The following is a 17,506-nucleotide window of genomic DNA, read 5'->3' as shown; positions in this document are numbered from 1 at the left end:
GTGAATTACTTATTACTAATACCCAAAAGCCAGTCTGAGCACAATTTTTTCCAGTTTTCGTTCAATGCATCCTTATCGGTTACAAAAAATCGATGACCTCCTTTCGGAAAAATAAATAGAGATCCTTTTACCTTATGCTGAGTCATTGCTTTGAAATACAAAATACTGTTCATCGGAGGAACCGCGGTATCATCCTGATTATGAAATAAAATCGTCGGTGGAGTTTTTTCTGTCACACGATTCTGCATCGAATATTCTTTGATTTTTCCAGCTGAAGCATTTTCTCCGAGTAAACTTTCACGGCTGCCTTTATGAGCATATTCACCAAAATCGATAACCGGACAAAACAAAACGGCAAAATTCGGAATCGTGGAGATACTTTCCCAATCACCTTTTAACTGAGTATAATCAGTCGTAATATTGCTTACGCTTGTGGCTAAATGTCCGCCTGCTGAAGTTCCGACAACGCCTACCAAATCTGGTGAAATGTTCCATTGAGCAGCATTTTTTCTGATGTATTTTATCGAAGCCTGAATATCCTGTAACGGTGCAATCTCTCTTTGAATTAAATCTGATGAGGTTGGTAATCTGTAATTTAAAACAAAAGCGGAAATTCCTTGAGTATTCATCCATTTTGCAATCTGAAAAGCGCCTTCATCGTAAGTTAATTTTGAATATCCACCACCAGGAATGATAATCACTGATATTTGTCTTCTTTCTTTTATAGGAGGAAGAAAAGCGAAAAGTTCTGGTTCTTTTAATGCTTCAAGTTCTTTCTTCTTTTTAGTTTTTGAAGCTAAAATTTTCGAATTCGGCATCTCACCTTTTGGCCAGAACATTATTTTTTCCTGTGCAGAAAATTGAGTAAAAAGAAAAGTAAATAATATGAAAACTGCTTTTTTCATGAGTGACAAAAATTATAAACCTCACAGGTTTCGAAAACCTATGAGGCTTGATTTTTATAAATTAATCTTTTAAAAAATCTTCTCGGAAAGGAGTGAAAGCATCAATTAATCGTCCTGCTTCCAGACATTTTACCCCATGAAAAATATTGGGTTGAGCAAAAAATCCGTCTCCTTTTTGTAATATTTTGGTTTCGCTATCCACGGTCACTTCAAATTTTCCTTCGGCAACATACGTGATTTGTGAATGAAAATGCTGGTGCAAAGCTCCGATCGCATCTTTTTCAAACTTCACAATCACCATCATCACCTGAGAATTGTAGCCCACAAATTGTCTTGAAACTCCGTAGCCTAAATCTTCCCATTCAGAATTACCGTCGAAGAATGGTTCTTTTTTGAAATTCATTTTTTAAATTTTAAATTCATTTTTTATACGCACTGTCATTCTGAACGAAACGAAGTGGAGTGAAGAATCTCTAAAATAAAGTTAAGATTCTTCCTTCGTCAGAATGACAAGCTGACTGTTTTCCTCTCGCAGATTTTGGAGATTACGCAGATTCTAAAAGTTATCATTTGCGAAAATCAGTGGGAAATAATTTATTTAATATACTTTTCCAAACCTGTTTTCAAAGTCTTCAAATCTTTGACCGCTAATTTTGCAACAGATTCAGCGCCTAATCTCGATAGATGCGTGTCGTCTGATTTATCTTTCGTATAATAAGGATTTTCGCCTGCCTTAAAGTGAAGATGTAAAAGCTTCGATTTTTCAGAACCTGCAGCAATTTCCAGTTGCTCGGTTAATAATTGCATATCAACAAAAGGAACTTTCATATCTTTTGCAACCATTCTTACCACCAAAGGATATTCTTTGTGAGTGTCGATTAAAACACCATTTTCATTAAAATTTCTTCTGGTAATAGAGGTCATCAGAATAGGTATTGCTCCTTTAGCTCTCGCTTCATTTACATATCTTTCCAGATTCGCTCTGTATTGAGTGTAAGGATTGGTAAATTTTGTAGAATCTTTCAATTTCTGATCATTATGCCCAAACTGAATAATAACAAAATCTCCTTTTTTTAGTTGTTTTTCCACTTTATCCCATCTTCCTTCTGTTCTGAAACTTTTTGAACTTCTGCCGTTCATTGCATGATTCTGGATTTCAATTCCATTAGTCATGAATTGTCCTAAAACCTGTCCCCAACCGTGTTCTGGGTTTTTATCCGGATTTTCTTTATTCGCCATTGTGGAGTCTCCGATTAAGAAAAGCGTTGGTTTCTGTTGAGCGAAGATGAACATTGAAAGTGCTAAGCTAAATATTAAAAGTATCTTTTTCATTTTAGAATTTATTTTATGTAAACTTGAAAGATGCTTCGACTCCGCTCAGCATGACAACTCTAATACTAACTGTTTTAATGTAACAGAAAATTTGCCGTGATGTCATGCTGAGCCTGTCGAAGCATCTCAATAATTTATTTCATTATTTGTTAGGGTTCCAATCATTAAAAATCTTTTCTAATGTGTAATTTTTTAAATCTTTTTTCGTCAATTGATGAGACCAACTTACACGCTTTGATATATTTCCGCCATCTCCTTTGCTTCCCAATTCTGCGTAATAAGCAGTTTTTTCTTTATCAGGAAACATTTTATCGCCTTTCCAAGGATTCCAGCCTTCGGGAAGAATATGCTTTCCCATTTCGGTATTGATGAAAACCGTTTTCGCATAAGGTCGCCAAGGTCTTCCTAAATAGACTTTGGTGATGCCTTCTTTGGCAATTAATTTACAATCAAAAAATACAAAACCATATTGTCTGTCGGCTTCTGTAGCGGCTGCGGTGATGTAAGAATCTGCTAAACTTTTAATGGTGCAATTTTTAAAAACAACCGTTGCCTGTCCGAAAATGAAATCGGTGGTTCCTTCGATATAACAGTTTTCAAAATATTGTCTGCTGTGGTTGGTAGCAGAATAAATCGTGTCCTGGCAACCCAAAATATTTGAGTTTTTAATCACAAAACGGTCACCTTCCACATGGAGAGAAACCGCCTGTCCTTCATTACAAGAAGAGTTTTTAATCGTTAAATTATTAATTTTAATATCATCGCCCATCACCAATAAAGTATAGGAATTGAAGGTTGTCATTTTTTCATTAAATGAATCCAGTTTTCCTGAAAAATCATTGTTGATAATGATGGTATTGTCTTTATTTTCGCCTTCTAACGTGATTTTATGTTTTGAAGAACCGATAATAATTTTTTCATTATAAGTTCCGGATTTAATGAAAACTAATGCTTCTGCAGGACCTAAGTCTCTGATGGAATTAATCGCTTTCTGGATTGATGTAAAATCTCCGCTCCCGTCTTTGGCAACGGTAATTTTGATGTAAGGTTCATTTCCTGCGAAGAGAAATTGAGCCATTGAAATGAGAAGAATTAAAAATAATTTTTTCATAGGTTGAATTATTTTTTTGACGCAAAGATTTTTATAAAGCCTCATGATTTTTAGGGAGCAAAGGCAAATAAAATTTGCTTCGCGAAGCTATGACGATAACTTCATCAAATCAACTTGTTGATTCATCTTTGCTCCTTTAAGTTTAACATATTTACTAATAAACTTTGCGTTTAAAATTATTATTTCAAAACTTTATTTAAAAAATCAACAGTTAAATTCAATGTTTCTGTAAACCAGGGTTCTGCTGACCAGAATGAATGCGGGGAATCTTTGATTTCATGAAACTCAGTCGGAATATTATAACTCTTTAATTTTTTCATCATATCGTCTCTTCCTGCATGAAAGCGAGGCTGTGAACTGTTGATGAAAAGGGTAGGAGGCGTATTTTTATCCACATATTCCAGCGGTGAAGCTTCTTTCCAGTTTTTTAGATTATTCTCTCTATCGCCTCCAAGCCAATACGCAGCGTAGGTGCTTTCCTCGGCTTCAGGATGAATAAATGAAACGATTCCGTCTACATTTACAATGGCCTGAATTTTATTCTTTTTCTTCACGCCTACTAAAGTTGCCATTTGCGCTCCCGCAGACTCGCCCAAAACCCCCATTTTCTTTTTATTTAAAGAATATTTTCCGTAGTTTTTCTTTAACCAATCAATTCCGGTTTCAATATCTTCAACTCCCGCCGGATATTTTGCGACATCGGCTAATCGATAACCGATTGCGATCACCAAATACCCTTTTGAAGCCAGCTCCATTGCCATGAATTTTTCATTTTCCTTGCTTCCTGAAATCCATCCACCACCGTGAACCATCGCAATTCCCGGATATTTTTTCGATTGATCTGAAGGATAATAAACATCGGCCTTCAAAGAAAGTCCATTGACATTTTTGTATTCCACATCTTGATCGATTTTGATATTTTGTGGAACAGGTCGTTCAATGGAAGTGAGAAAAGGATATTTTTTCTTGAATTTTTCAAACGTACCTTCGGTGGTGTAAGGAGTAGCATTCGGTCGATTTACCTGTCCGAATGCCATTGTCCCCACAAAAAAAATAGAAATATAAGTATGTTTTCTGTTAAAAATCATGTTGTCAAATTTTTAAATTTTGAACCATTAAGAATATTGAAGGAGTTAAGTTTTACTAAGAAAATCATTCTGATTTTATCTTAAAGTAGGATTACTTAATTGTTCTTAACAACTTAATTTATCTTAATGGTTTAAATAATTGATACACTATTTAACCGCGTTTTTCGTTACATCCGTCCCAATAGAAAGTAAATTTTTATCAGACGTTACTTCTTTTGGTAACAATACGGTTCCTGTTTTATTTCCTAAAACCTTCACGTACGGTTTATTTGCAGATTCAAACTTCACTGTTGAAAGGTTGATATTTTTGCTATTATAAACTGTTGCTCCCGTTCCTTCAGTATATTTTAATTTAACATTTTTCAACTGAATTCCGTCGGCATCTACGATGGTTAAAGCTTTTCTTGTATCAAACTGAGAATCTTCAATCACAATATTTTTAAGATTCATTTCTGCTAAACCGAATAAGGTAATCGCTTCATCAGAATTCACCGCATTGATGTTTTTAAAGAAAATATTTCTGAAAATCGGAGTTTCTTCAGTTACAGGATATACCTTTTCAGGAGTTTTGTTGCCTTCCTGTTTCTGTCCGTCTTCCAACACCGGAGAAGCACCTTCATAGAACATATTGAAACCAATCGTCTGTGTAGGAATATTAATCATATCAATATTCTTGATGTAAATATTTTCAACAATTCCTCCTCTTCCACGCGTTGTTTTGAAACGAAGACCGATATCTGTTCCGATGAAAGTACAATCAGAAACATGGATATTTCTTGCGCCACCGGACATTTCACTTCCAATTACAAAACCTCCATGACCGTGGTACACGACGTTATTTTTAATAATTACATTTTCAGTTGGCATTCCTCTTTTTCTTCCGTCCTGATCTTTTCCTGATTTAATACAAATGGCATCGTCACCAACATCAAATGTATTATCATAGATCAAAACATTTTTACAAGATTCTAAATCTACACCATCACCGTTTTGAGAAAACCAAGGGTTTCTAACGGTAAGATTTCTTAAAATCACGTTTGAACACATTAAAGGGTGAAGGTTCCAAGCCGGAGAATTCTGGAAAGTCGGTCCGTCTAACAAGACCTTGTCGCAGCCAACCAAACTTACCATTACCGGACGAAGGAAATCTTTAACTGTATTTAATTCATCTTTAGAAATTTTATCAGGAACATTGAAGCTTGAACTGCTTTCAAATCCTTTTTTATAGCTTTCTGATGGATACCAGTTTTTACCGTCTGTAGATAAAATTCCGCCGGATTTTACGATATTTTTCCATTCAGATTCTGATACTTTACTTTTTTTGATGGCTCTCCACGCATCACCGCTTCCGTCGATTACGCCTTTTCCTGTGATGGCAATATTGGTTGCATTTTTTGCAGAAATCGGAGACTGGCAACGAGTGGTATTTAATCCTTCAAAACTCACATCCACCAAAGGATAATCTGCTTTATCTCTACTGAAAATGATGAAAGCACCTTCTTCTACGTGAAGATTGATATTGCTTTTTAATTCGATAGGACCTGTTAGCCACATTCCTCTAGGAACGACTAATTTTCCACCTCCTTTTTTGCTTAAATCTTCAATTGCTTTTTTGAAAGCTTCTGTATTTTTTACATTTCCGCCTGCAATACCGCCATACTGAGTGATAGAAACGGTATTGGCTGCAAATGAAGTTTCTGCCACCTGAGGCATTTTAAACTCAATGTTTTTATAAATATCAAGGTTCTGAGCATAGATTTGCCCTGAAAACATCATTGCTGCTACTAAACCGATCACTTTAAGAGACTTCTTCATTTTATTATTTTTTGAGTTTTAATTCATTTTTTATTGCGCTTTGCCGTTGCCTATGAAGCATTTGTTTGTGACTGGTATGCAGACAACAGCAAAACGACGAATAAAAATGAAACTATATTGTAAAGTTTTTTGTTCTTAGATTTTTTAATCTAATATTTATTTTTTGCTCGCAGATTAGGCAGATTGCGCAGATTTTTTTGTTATTTAATTCAGATAAAAAATTACACACGATCATCTGCGTTATCTGCTCAATCTGCGAGCGCTTTAAATCTTAATTTTTCGTTATTCTAAACCAATCAAAATCGGCATATCCGCCGCGCGCCGCTTTGGTTGTGCTTATGCTGTATAAACCGACTTTAGCACCAATCCATTTTCCGGGCGTTGATTGGAAAACGTCGCCCACTTTTGTGAAGTTTTTTCCGTTTTCGCTGTAGCTGAACTGACATAAACCATTCGGTTCATTCACATTCACTTTTAAATAAGCTTCGTTTCCTTTTAATTTGGTTTCAAACAAAATCTTCTCTTCGCCGCCTTTATCTGCTTTTTCGGCTCTTCTTAACTGAAGATAAAATCCGTCTGGGTTGTTGGTGATTACAATTGATTCATGATTTAGTCCCATCACTAAAAGTCCTGCAGTTTTTCCTTCTTTAGCATCTTCGGGAGTTAATTTAACTTTTGTAGATGCTGCAAAATTCGGAGCCGGAAATTTTTGAGTCAATAAATTCGGAACGTTCCAAAGATTTTTTTCACCTTCAGGAACTTTTATCGAGAATAATCTTAAAAATTTCTGTCCCGGAAGTTTGGAAGACCACACTATATTTTCGTTCGCGCTCCATTGCCATTGTAATCCTAATTTTTCACCGTCAAATTCATCCGTTTCAGGAGGTGTAACGACAGGATACGTTTGCCCAACGTTTGGCTTTTTGTATGTTAAAACCGGTTCGCCGATTCCGTTTTTATTATTGTCAATTCCAATAACAGGCCATTCTTTTTCCCATTTCATCGGTTGCAGATGAATAATTCTTCCGCCTGCATCCACATCCTGAAAATGATAAAACCAATCTTCACCAGAAGGCGTGTCTACCCAGGCACCCTGATGAGGTCCGTTGATTTTTGTCGAACCTTGCTCCAACACAACTTTTTCCTCGTAAGGGCCATAAATATTTTTTGATCTTAATACCAATTGCCAACCTGTAGCTACGCCACCAGCAGGAGCAAAAATGTAATAATAGCCGTTTCTTTTATACATTTTCGGACCTTCAACGGTTGGATGTGCATCGTGACCATCGAAAACATGAACGCCTTTATCTAAAACTTTCGTTCCTTCAGGATTCATTTTATTTAAAGTTAAAATACTTTTCACTCCGGCACGGCTTCCCGCCCAACCATGAACTAAATAAGCATTTCCGTCTTCATCCCAAAACGGACAGGAATCGATTAGACCTTTTCCTTCCATTACCAAAACGGGCTCTTCCCATTTTCCGAGTGGATCTTTGGTCTTCACCATATAAATTCCATAATCGGGATCACCCCAATAAATGTAGAATTCTCCTTTGTGGAAACGGATGGCAGGTGCCCAAACACCGTCGCCTCTTTTGGGCGTTGAAAAATGTTCACTCGGAAGGACATCCGGAAGGGCATAATTCACCAACTTCCAGTTAACCATATCTTTTGAATGAAGAATTGGTAATCCGGGAGTTTCATTGAAACTCGAAGCTGTCATATAATAATCTTCTCCCACACGAATCGCGTCCGGATCGGAATAATCTGCGTAAAGGATCGGGTTTTTATAAGTTTTTCCCTGATCAGCAGTCCAAACTTCGGAAACGTAGTTTTTTTCTTGAGCATTCAAATAATTTGACGCAATTGAAAAAACAGTTACTGAAAGTATATTTAAAATGTTTTTTGTTTTCATAAATCAGATTTTAGATCTGGTTTAGTTTTAACGCAAAGAGCGCAAAGATTTTTTTGAATTTAATGCTGTTGATTTTTAGTTCGCAAAGGCGTTTCACTCAGCAAAGGCTAATTGTTTAAAATTTTTTACCATTAAGGTTTTATTAAGGAGTTTAGTATAATTAAGTTGAGCTTTGTTTTAAGCAATGAGCTTAATAGAATCTTAACTTCTTAGCTCTTCTTAATGGTTTAAAACATTATTTTTCAAATTCCAAGCTTGCCAGAATAAATGGTCCTGTTCCTTTTCCATCATTAGAACGAATTTCTTCGTTTACGTAATATTCGTAAGAACCGTCTCTGTAAGGTTTTCCTCCTAATCCGGCAACGGCGCAACATTTATTAAGGTTTACGACTCCGTTTTCATCAACCGTAATTAAATTTTTAATGATTCCATCGTAGCCTTTTTTAGCCGCTGCTTTGTATGATTTTGGAAGGTAACCTTCATTCACCGATTTGATGATGGTGTAAACGAACATAGAGGATGCTGTAGCTTCTTCGTAATTCCCTTTTTCCAAAGGCTTGTCCATAATCTGATACCAAAGCCCGGATTTTTTATCCTGAACTTTAATTACGGCATCAGCGTAAGATTTTATATAAGAAATTAATTTTGCTCTTCCAGGATGATCTTTCGGTAAATAATCTAAAACGTCTACTAGCGCCATTCCGTACCAGCCCATTGCTCTTCCCCAGAAATTAGGTGAAAGCCCGGTTTCCTTGTTCGCCCAAGCCTGTTCTTTGCTTTCATCCCAGCCGTGATACAGCAATCCTGTTTTTTTATCCAGCATATTTTTCTGAACAGAATCAAACTGGAAAACAATATCGTCATACGCTTTCTGAGCATCTGCGCCTTTAACAAAATCTTTTGTATAGTGTGTGTAGAAAGGCATTCCCATATACAATCCGTCTAACCAAACTTGGTAAGGATAGATTTTTTTATGCCAAAAAGAACCTTCATTTGTTCTCGGTTGCCCGTCGATTTGCAGACGTAAAGTCTGAAGTGCCTTTAAATATTTCTCTTTTTTCTCTTTTTCATAAAGATAAAGTAAAACATTTCCGCTGTTTAACATATCGATATTGTACTTATCCAAATCATAAGTAAGGATGGTACCGTCTTCTTTAATTAAATCTTTACCGAAATCGCTGATATAATTATAATATTCTTTTTTTCCTGTTTTTGCATATAATTTTTCGGCACCATCCAAAACAATTGCTGATGGATAGGTCCATTTTGGGCTTTTGCTGAAATCCAGCATCCAGGCTTGCGGAAATCTCTGCATTTCGGAAAGCATCATTCTTTCAGACCATTTCAGATTGGTAGGAATAACTTTTCCTGATTTTGATGTTTCAGTAGCCGGTTTTGCAGCGGTTGCTGTTTTTGTCTGAGCACAAGCCAAGAAAATTCCTGAACCTAAGATGGCAACAGCATATGCTTTTATTTTATAATTAATGAAATTCATTTGTTTTAATTTTAAAGTTGATTGTTTTATCTAAAATTGTTCAAGTTAAATATGATATAACCGATTCTAAAGTATTTTCATGGTTATTGTTTTTCGGTTATTTTTTTAACAATATCATTAAAATAGACTTCAATATTATCGTAGTTTTTATTTAAATCTCTTCCGTTGGCATTGGCAACTTTTGGATTTAAACCATTTTTTATCTCCCATTCATCGGGCATTCCGTCGTTGTCTGAATCGGGTAGAGGTGTACCTTGCTTTAAATTCGGAAACCCGCCAACATCTTTCTGAGAATCAATGATTCCGTTAGAACTTCCTTTTGAACCATTATATGTGAAATTTCCGTTTTTTACATCTTTTAATACATGTAAATCGATTGCATCTCTGGTCAAACTTGCTCCTCCAATTTCCAAAATTTTATCATAAGCCTGTTTAGGACTATCTGTTTTAACATTATTCTGAATATCGTGAGGTTTATTGATTTTTATCGAATTTTTATCTTTATCCGTCAAATTATAAGAAGGTTTCATCTGTGCAAAAACTCCCTGTGTCCAGTTGTCTTTTGAGATTTCAGAATTTCCTTCAATTACATTTCCGTTGATGTAATATTTCCCCCAGATATTATAAACTTCGGTTTCCGGCTTTTCGTTTTTATCGATGGCAACAATTCTTTGTCTGGTCATCGTTGCTGGTCCTGGTTTGTAGTAGTTGTTAACGATATTCACATTCATCCCCTCACCACCGTAGACGTTATTGTGTCCCCAGTTGTAGATCACATTATTTCGGAAATCGGTAAGGTCGGTTAAAGCAAATTTACTTCCTGCGTATTCTCCCAATCTCGGGTTTCTGCTGTCGTGGTGCGCGTAGATATTATGATGAAAAGATGCGAATTTTCCGCCTGCAATTCCTCCATATCCGTGAGCGCCTTTCTGATGGGCAGAGTTTCTTAGACTTTCTGCAATGACACACCATTGAAGTGTCGTATTTTCGTTAACATAAATGGAAACGGTCTCGTCTGTAGACCAACTCATCGAACAATGATCAACGATTAAATTTTTAATGAATCTTGCGCCCAATGCATCTCCTTCATAATTTTTCTGATCGCCCATTCTGAAACGCATGTAACGAATAATTACATTATCTGCGCCTACGAAAGTTTCGTAATTGGCAACTGTGATTCCTTCTCCGGGAGAAGTTTGTCCTGCAATAGTTACGTCGCCTTCTTTTATCTTTAAAGGAGATTCCAGATAAATGGTTCCTCCTGTTTTAAACACAATATATCTCGGACCTTTTTGGTCTAAAGCGTATCTTAAAGTCCCTTCTGAACCATCATCCGCAAGTTTTGTCACAAAATAAACCTTTCCTCCACGACCACCGGTGGTATATCTTCCGAAACCTTCAGCACCCGGAAAACTTAACACATTTTGAGCATGAGTTACTGTGGAAATACCGCATAAAATTCCTATCGTGAATAGCTTTGTGAAATGTTTTTTCATGATTGAAAATTTTTTGGTGTTGTCGAGGTTTAGATTAAAAATTTATTTCAAACTTTTCAATGGATTCCAGTTGTCTTTTCCTTTAAGAATAGTATTTATGGTGTATTTTTTTCTTTCTTCTTTTGTTAACTGATGCGACCAAGAAACTCTTTTGGCTGCATTCGCTCCTGAACCTTTTGAATCAAACTCTCCGTAAAAGGTTGTTTTTTCTGCATCAGGCTTGCTCCAATTGTGCCAACCTTCAGGTTTGATAGTTGAATTGATTTCACAATCGATATAAACAGTCTTTGCAAAAGGCCTCCAAGGTCTTCCTAAATAGACTGAATTTTCCTTTGCATCGCCGATAATTTTAGAGTTGATAAAAATAAATCCGAATTCGTTTTCCTGTGGAGTAGAAGCGGCTGTAACGTAGCTCGCCGTTTCTTTTGAGAAAATGATACAGTTTTCAAAAACGGCAGTTCCGGCTCCGAAAATATAATCGGTGGTGCCTTCGATGTAGCAGTTTTTAAAATAGTTTCTTGAAGATCTTGTTTTATCGGGTGAATCCTGAACGCCTTTTAAATATAAAGTATCCTGATTTCCTAAAAATCGGCAATTTTCAAAAGCTATTCTGTCACCTGTCGTTAAAACAGCAACCGCTTGTCCGACTCTTCCTGAACTGTTTTCAAACGAAATATTTTTCGCCGTAAAATCATTAGAATAAATAAAAATTGAGGAAGAACCTGTTGTTCCGATATCTTTTCCTTCAGCATTCTTTTTTGAAGCAAAATCATCAAATGTGATGATGGTATTTTGAGAATTTTCGCCTTCTAATAAAATAGCTCCTTTGCTTTCAGGAACGGTAATTTTTTCTTTGTAAGTTCCAGATTTAATTAAAATTTTTGTTCTTGAAGAAGAACCATTTTCAACGGCATCGATGGCTTGCTGTACTGTGGTAAAGTTGCCTTTTCCGTCTTTTGAAACCACGATCGTTTTATCGGCAGTTTTAAAAGAAAGAAGACTTAACAAGATGATCGAAAAGATTGAAAGTGATGTTAAATTTTTAATAAAAGTGGAAGTTTTCATTGAAAAATTTTTTAGTTAAAATACAGGCTTTTCTTTTGAGGAATAAGCCTGTATTCTTTGATATGAATGTGAAACTTTTTCTAGTATCCGTAATCTTGGGTAAGATTATAGTTTGAATTAACAACATCCAAAGCCAATGGAAGAAGTTCTCTCTTGTTTGGCTGGAAATAATAGGCATAACTCTTAAGAGGGTCGCCACTAATGTATGACTGTGTCATTGCTAATCTCCAGTTAACTTTCGTATATCCGGAAGGTGTCGCCACACTTTGGTTCGGGCTATAGAAAATATCTGCTTTTGCAACGCCTGTCGTAGTATAGAAATCTATATCTGTAATATTCTGTTGAGCCGTTTTAGACTTGTCGTACGCTACTTTTTTATAGAAAATATATTCCGGAACGTTGGCATAAGCGCCTGTACCATTCATGAAATCAGTCAGTTTTTGTCTGGTTTCATTGATTTTTGTTTCTAACAGATTCCAACGGATAAGATCATATTTTCTCAAACCTTCTCCACCAAATTCCAATTGTCTTTCTTTTACAAGATAATTGAAGAACGCAAGTTTAGTGGTAGGAATGGTTCCTACTTGACCAAGATTACCTGTGTAAGCTCTTCTTCTTACCGCCATTACTGCATCGATAGCATCTTGTGAAGGCGCACCATGCAATTCGTTATCTGCTTCGGCAAACATTAACAGGATGTCAGAATATCTTAACAAAGGCCAGTCGATACCAAGGTTCTGAGAAGTTCCTGTAATATTTGACCAAGATTTTCTGAATTTTCCGTCATTCCAGTTGATAGAAGTCTGAAGTTCTTCCTGTTTTGTTGTATTTACTCTAAAGATCGCAACGTTGATGTCTCTTCTTAAATCATATTTTCCGAATTCGTAAAAATAAGTTGGAATCGCACTAATACCTCCGGAAGATTTCCAGTCTGTATCATCGTGTCTCAACCCGTTGTAGTAACCGATTTTAGAGTCAGTTCTTGAATTTCCTCCGAATGCTCCGATGGCATAAATTACTTCGTTTGTAGCATCCTGAGAATTGGTATGCAATGCTCTGAACATTCCTTCATAACTCGGATTTAACTGATGCTGACCAGAATTGATGATATCTTTACATTCATCAAAAGCAATCTGATAATATTTCTGAGGATTAGAACCCTGTAGCATTTGCTGTGGTGCTCTTCTTAATGAATATCCGGCTCTTGCCAAAGCGATTCTTGCTCTTAAACCTTTTACAGCACCTTTTGAAATTCTCTGAGCAGTTGTTCCTCCTTCTGATCTCCAAGGAACTAAGCTTTCAGCTTTCAATAAATCATCAAGAATTTTATCGTAGATGATATCTCTGTCTGTTTTAGGAAGGTATAAATCTGGCAAATCTGCTGAAGGAACGTCTTGGAAAGGTACATCGCCCCAGTTTTTAATAAGATCAGAATAGAATTGAGCTCTCAGCGTTAAAGCTTCACCCAAATATCTGTCCATTAATTTTTTATCTGCATCAGAACCTGTTTTATAAACTGGCGAAAGCGGAATATTTTTAATAACAAGATTCGCTCTCTCGATACCTGCATACGTATCAAGGAAAGGTCTTAAAAGTTCTGTATTTGTAGGTATTGCGCCAAAGCAGCTAACTCCTCTTCTGTCATTGGCATTATAGTCTCCTGAAGTTCTTAAATCGTCTCCTGACTGTGTCAGGATAAGATTCATTCTTTGCCCGTAGGTGTTGTCACCCATTGTGGCGTTGTAGACACCAACCAAGGCTGAGAAAGTATCCGACGCAGAGTCGAACTGCTGAGCTTCTGCGGTATTGGACAAGCTTTCTACATCAAGATATTGATCGCATGAATTTAAAGTGATTAATCCTGCAATGGAAAATACTATAGCTAAAAATTTATTCTTCTTCATAATGTTAGGGTTTAAAAAGTGATGTCAACTCCGGATAAGATAAATCTGCTGCGCGGATAAGCTGCATAATCTACTCCCGGTGTTAAAGGATTTCTTCTTGTATTAGCTTCCGGATCATATCCAGAGTAACCTGTGATTGTAAATACATTGTTCATTGTAAAATACAATCTAAAGTTTGAAAGACCTAATTGTTTAGTAAATTCTTTTCCAAGAGAATAACCGATGGTAACGTTATTTAATCTTAAGAAAGAACCGTCTTCAATAGCATAAGAATGTAAGAAATAGGCACCTGCAGGCGGAGTCCACCCTGTTGTGTTAGCATTTAAAGCAGCTAATGCGGTGGGGTCTGTTACTTTTTCTCCGGCGCTGTTAAACCATTTCCATCTGTCGGCCACTTCCGCCAACATATTATTGTCTCTGTATAAATATTGTGTTGAATATTCGATTTTATTAGCGTTATACACCTTATTTCCGACTGAGAAGTTGAACATCATGCTCATATCCCAGTTTTTGTAACGGAAAGTCTGGCTGAAACCACCATAGAATTTAGGCTGTGCATTTCCTAAATCGGTCATGTCTTTATTATCAATCACTCCATCACCATTCAGATCCTGAAGTTTAAGATCTCCCGGTTGTACTGGTTTAGCTCCATTTGCCGCGGCAGCCGAACTAGGAATTCCTGCTTTTAATGTATAAACCTGCGTTGTTGGGTTATAATCGAAATCACTTACTTCATATCTTCCTGCTGTTTGATATCCCCAGAAAGTACCTACCGGTTTACCAACTTGTACTAAGAAATCATTCAAACTGTTTTGCCATCCGGAAGGGTATAGGTAAGAGAATGAGCTTGGAGAAGCATTATTCCCTAAACTTTTGATCATGTTTTTGTTTGATGAAATATTAGCATCCACTTTCCAAGAAAATTTTTCATTGCTGATAATTGTACTTCCTATGGAGAATTCAATACCTTTATTCGTGGTACTTCCTGAGTTTTGATATTGATATTCGTAACCCGTAGTTTTAGGAATCTGTGCTAAAAGTAATAAATCTTTAGTATCTGTTTGATATAAATCTAACGCACCATAAACTTTCCCTTTAAAAAAGCCGAAATCTAAACCAATGTTTTTAGAAGTCGCTGTTTCCCATTTTACATTTTTATTTGCTAAAATGTTTCCTGTAGTTGCTCCTGGTGTTACGTTTGTTCCAAATGCATATCCGTAATCAGACGATGTTGTAAAGAAAGTATCATACAAGAAAGATCCGATTCTGTTGTTTCCGGAAAGACCATATCCTAAACGAAGTTTTAATTCGCTGATTGTTTGGCTTTCTTTCAAGAAATTTTCCTCAGTGATCTTCCAAGCTGCTGAAGCTGCCGGGAAGTATCCCCACCTATTTCCTGGTCCGAAAACGCTGGAACCATCGGCTCTCATGGAAGCGGTAAGGATGTATTTGTTTTTGAAAATATAATTGGCTCTACCAAAGAATGACGCCAAACGATCCGGGCTTCTTCCTGCTCTCGGTGCATCCTGTATCAAACCTGCTGGAGGCGATGCCGACTGAATATTAGCAAAAGCTTCTTCAGCATTAATTGATTTTGGGAACCATTTAATGGTCATTGCCAAAGATTCTCCATCCGTTTTCACAATTTCCTGACCTACTAATAAGTCTACTTTATGATTTCCGAATGTTTTTCTGTAGTTTAACGTATTGGTGTTGGTAATTCTTCTCGTTTGAGATTTATTTAAAACGACCACCGGCTGATCGTTATTCTGTCTAGCAACAGAAGTTACCGTTCCTGAGAACTGATTGATAAACTCATCTCTCTGAACATAACCAATCACACTTCTAAACGTAAAATCTTTACTGATTTTATATTCTATTGTTCCATTTAGCAATAAATCGTTTCTGCCGTTTTCTTTAATCTCGTTATTCGCTAAAAGAATAGGATTTACAAGATTGGTTTCATTAGCAAATAACGGATCGAAATCATCCACATTTACATTAGAACCTCCTTCAAATGGCTGATATCTTACAGAGTTTCTCAGTCTGTTTGTTCCCTGAGAACCTGTAGAAGATGTTCCTGCCCCGTAGATTGTTTGTCTACTGTATCTGGCATTCAAGCTCATGCTCAACTTCTTAGAAATATCGTAATCATACTTGAAGTTGGCCATGTTTCTTTTAAATCCGGAACCGATCATAATTCCGTCTTCCTGCACATTATTCAATGATAATGAGAAAGATGAATTATCAGATCCGCCCGTTACTGCAAGATTATGCGTAAAGTTGAAGGCTTCTCTTCCGAATACTTCATCCTGCCAGTCTCTTGTTTTTAATTTTTTGTAATCTTCAAGCTTATCATAAGTACCATATCTTGCTACAAAGGCATCTATATCAGTCTGTACACCGCCTTTGTTATAAACTTCGTACTGATAAAGCACGTATTGATAAGGATCTAATACATCAATAGTATTCTGTATTTTTCTTACTCCTAAAAATCCGTTGTAGTTGATGGATGTTTTTGCTCTTTTGCGACCGCCTTTTGTTGTGATTAAAACCACACCATTAGCACCTCTCGCCCCATAAATATTGGTAGAAGATGCGTCTTTTAAAACCTCAATAGATTCAATCTCTTTGGGTGATAAAATAGAAAGTGCGTTGTCCATCTGTACCCCGTCCACGATATAGAGTGGTGCATTACTCCCCGTGATCGAGTTACCACCTCGGATGACGATGTCTACATCAGCACCCGGCGAACCTTCACTTAACGAAACCTGTACTCCGGCCATTCTTCCCTGAATAGCTTCGGCAGCGTTGGTAGAAGGCATATCTTTAATTGCGTCTGCCTTTACAGAAGCCACAGAATTGGTAACATCCTTTTTAGAAACTTTGGTATAACCTACCAAAACCACTTCGTCGATTTTAGTTTCTTTTTCCTTTTTCGGTTCTTTTTCTTGAGCCATAGCAAGGACTGGAAGTAGAAAAACAGTTAAATATAACCACTTTATTGATTGTACTCTTTTATCCATTTTAGTATCCTTATAGTTTTAATTCTTGGTTGAAAGTTTCTTTTCAATTTTTGTGTGTTTTTTGTGGATTTGTAAGTATTCTACGGCGTTTCAGTGGTAAATATTCTTTGAAAGAAATACGCTTTTAGAGTGCAATCGATTGCGTAGTTTTTCATAATAAAATATCCTGGCTTCTAAACTAATATTATTTTCCATTACACAAAGAAAAAAATATTATTTTTTCATTAATTTGATTGTTTAATGTGTTAATTTTTTCAAAACATTTGTTCGTTAGGTTAGTTTAATTTATTGATTATTAAGTGTTTGATAGTTTATGTGTTAACTTTTATTTGTATTTAAAAATCTTTAAAAAAT

General features: G+C 36.2%; 12 protein-coding genes. All 12 read right to left on the bottom strand.

Annotated features, from left to right (window positions below; all coding sequences use genetic code 11):
- Window positions 1–5 precede the first annotated feature (5 nt).
- Window positions 6–905, bottom strand: coding sequence for an alpha/beta hydrolase (locus ABEG63_RS15800; RefSeq protein ID WP_346586128.1), 900 nt, complete (start codon window positions 903–905; stop codon window positions 6–8).
- 61 nt (window positions 906–966) lie between these two features.
- Window positions 967–1,308, bottom strand: a complete 342-nt coding sequence (locus tag ABEG63_RS15795) for a cupin domain-containing protein (protein WP_346586126.1) — start codon at window positions 1,306–1,308, stop codon at window positions 967–969.
- A 191-nt stretch (window positions 1,309–1,499) separates the two neighbouring features.
- Window positions 1,500–2,237, bottom strand: coding sequence for a rhamnogalacturonan acetylesterase (locus tag ABEG63_RS15790; RefSeq protein WP_346586124.1), 738 nt, complete (start codon window positions 2,235–2,237; stop codon window positions 1,500–1,502).
- A gap of 142 nt (window positions 2,238–2,379) precedes the next feature.
- Window positions 2,380–3,348, bottom strand: coding sequence for a pectinesterase family protein (locus tag ABEG63_RS15785; RefSeq protein WP_346586122.1), 969 nt, complete (start codon window positions 3,346–3,348; stop codon window positions 2,380–2,382).
- 179 nt (window positions 3,349–3,527) lie between these two features.
- Window positions 3,528–4,436: an alpha/beta hydrolase fold domain-containing protein gene (locus ABEG63_RS15780; protein ID WP_346586120.1), complete on the bottom strand. Its 909-nt coding sequence runs from the start codon at window positions 4,434–4,436 to the stop codon at window positions 3,528–3,530.
- 147 nt (window positions 4,437–4,583) lie between these two features.
- Window positions 4,584–6,251, bottom strand: coding sequence for a glycoside hydrolase family 28 protein (locus tag ABEG63_RS15775; protein ID WP_346586118.1), 1,668 nt, complete (start codon window positions 6,249–6,251; stop codon window positions 4,584–4,586).
- 271 nt (window positions 6,252–6,522) lie between these two features.
- Window positions 6,523–8,166 (bottom strand): glycoside hydrolase 43 family protein, encoded by a 1,644-nt coding sequence (locus tag ABEG63_RS15770; protein WP_346586117.1) that lies wholly within the window; start codon window positions 8,164–8,166, stop codon window positions 6,523–6,525.
- Between the two features lie 235 nt (window positions 8,167–8,401).
- On the bottom strand, window positions 8,402–9,661 hold the full coding sequence (locus ABEG63_RS15765; RefSeq protein ID WP_346586115.1) for a glycoside hydrolase family 88 protein: 1,260 nt from the start codon (window positions 9,659–9,661) through the stop codon (window positions 8,402–8,404).
- An 83-nt stretch (window positions 9,662–9,744) separates the two neighbouring features.
- The gene (locus tag ABEG63_RS15760) at window positions 9,745–11,157 is read right to left on the bottom strand and encodes a pectate lyase (protein ID WP_346586114.1); all 1,413 of its coding nucleotides are present in this window, start codon (window positions 11,155–11,157) and stop codon (window positions 9,745–9,747) included.
- A 42-nt stretch (window positions 11,158–11,199) separates the two neighbouring features.
- Window positions 11,200–12,222 (bottom strand): pectinesterase family protein, encoded by a 1,023-nt coding sequence (locus ABEG63_RS15755; RefSeq protein WP_346586112.1) that lies wholly within the window; start codon window positions 12,220–12,222, stop codon window positions 11,200–11,202.
- A gap of 80 nt (window positions 12,223–12,302) precedes the next feature.
- Complete coding sequence (locus ABEG63_RS15750; protein ID WP_346586110.1) at window positions 12,303–14,126, bottom strand: RagB/SusD family nutrient uptake outer membrane protein; 1,824 nt, start codon at window positions 14,124–14,126, stop codon at window positions 12,303–12,305.
- An 11-nt stretch (window positions 14,127–14,137) separates the two neighbouring features.
- Window positions 14,138–17,152, bottom strand: a complete 3,015-nt coding sequence (locus ABEG63_RS15745; RefSeq protein WP_267404147.1) for a TonB-dependent receptor — start codon at window positions 17,150–17,152, stop codon at window positions 14,138–14,140.
- Between the last annotated feature and the right edge of the window lie 354 nt (window positions 17,153–17,506).

This window comes from Chryseobacterium sp. C39-AII1 (genome assembly GCF_039672645.1).
Lineage (GTDB): Bacteria > Bacteroidota > Bacteroidia > Flavobacteriales > Weeksellaceae > Chryseobacterium.
Note: the sequence above shows the minus strand (reverse complement) of the source record. Positions and strands in the feature narration are given on the sequence as shown.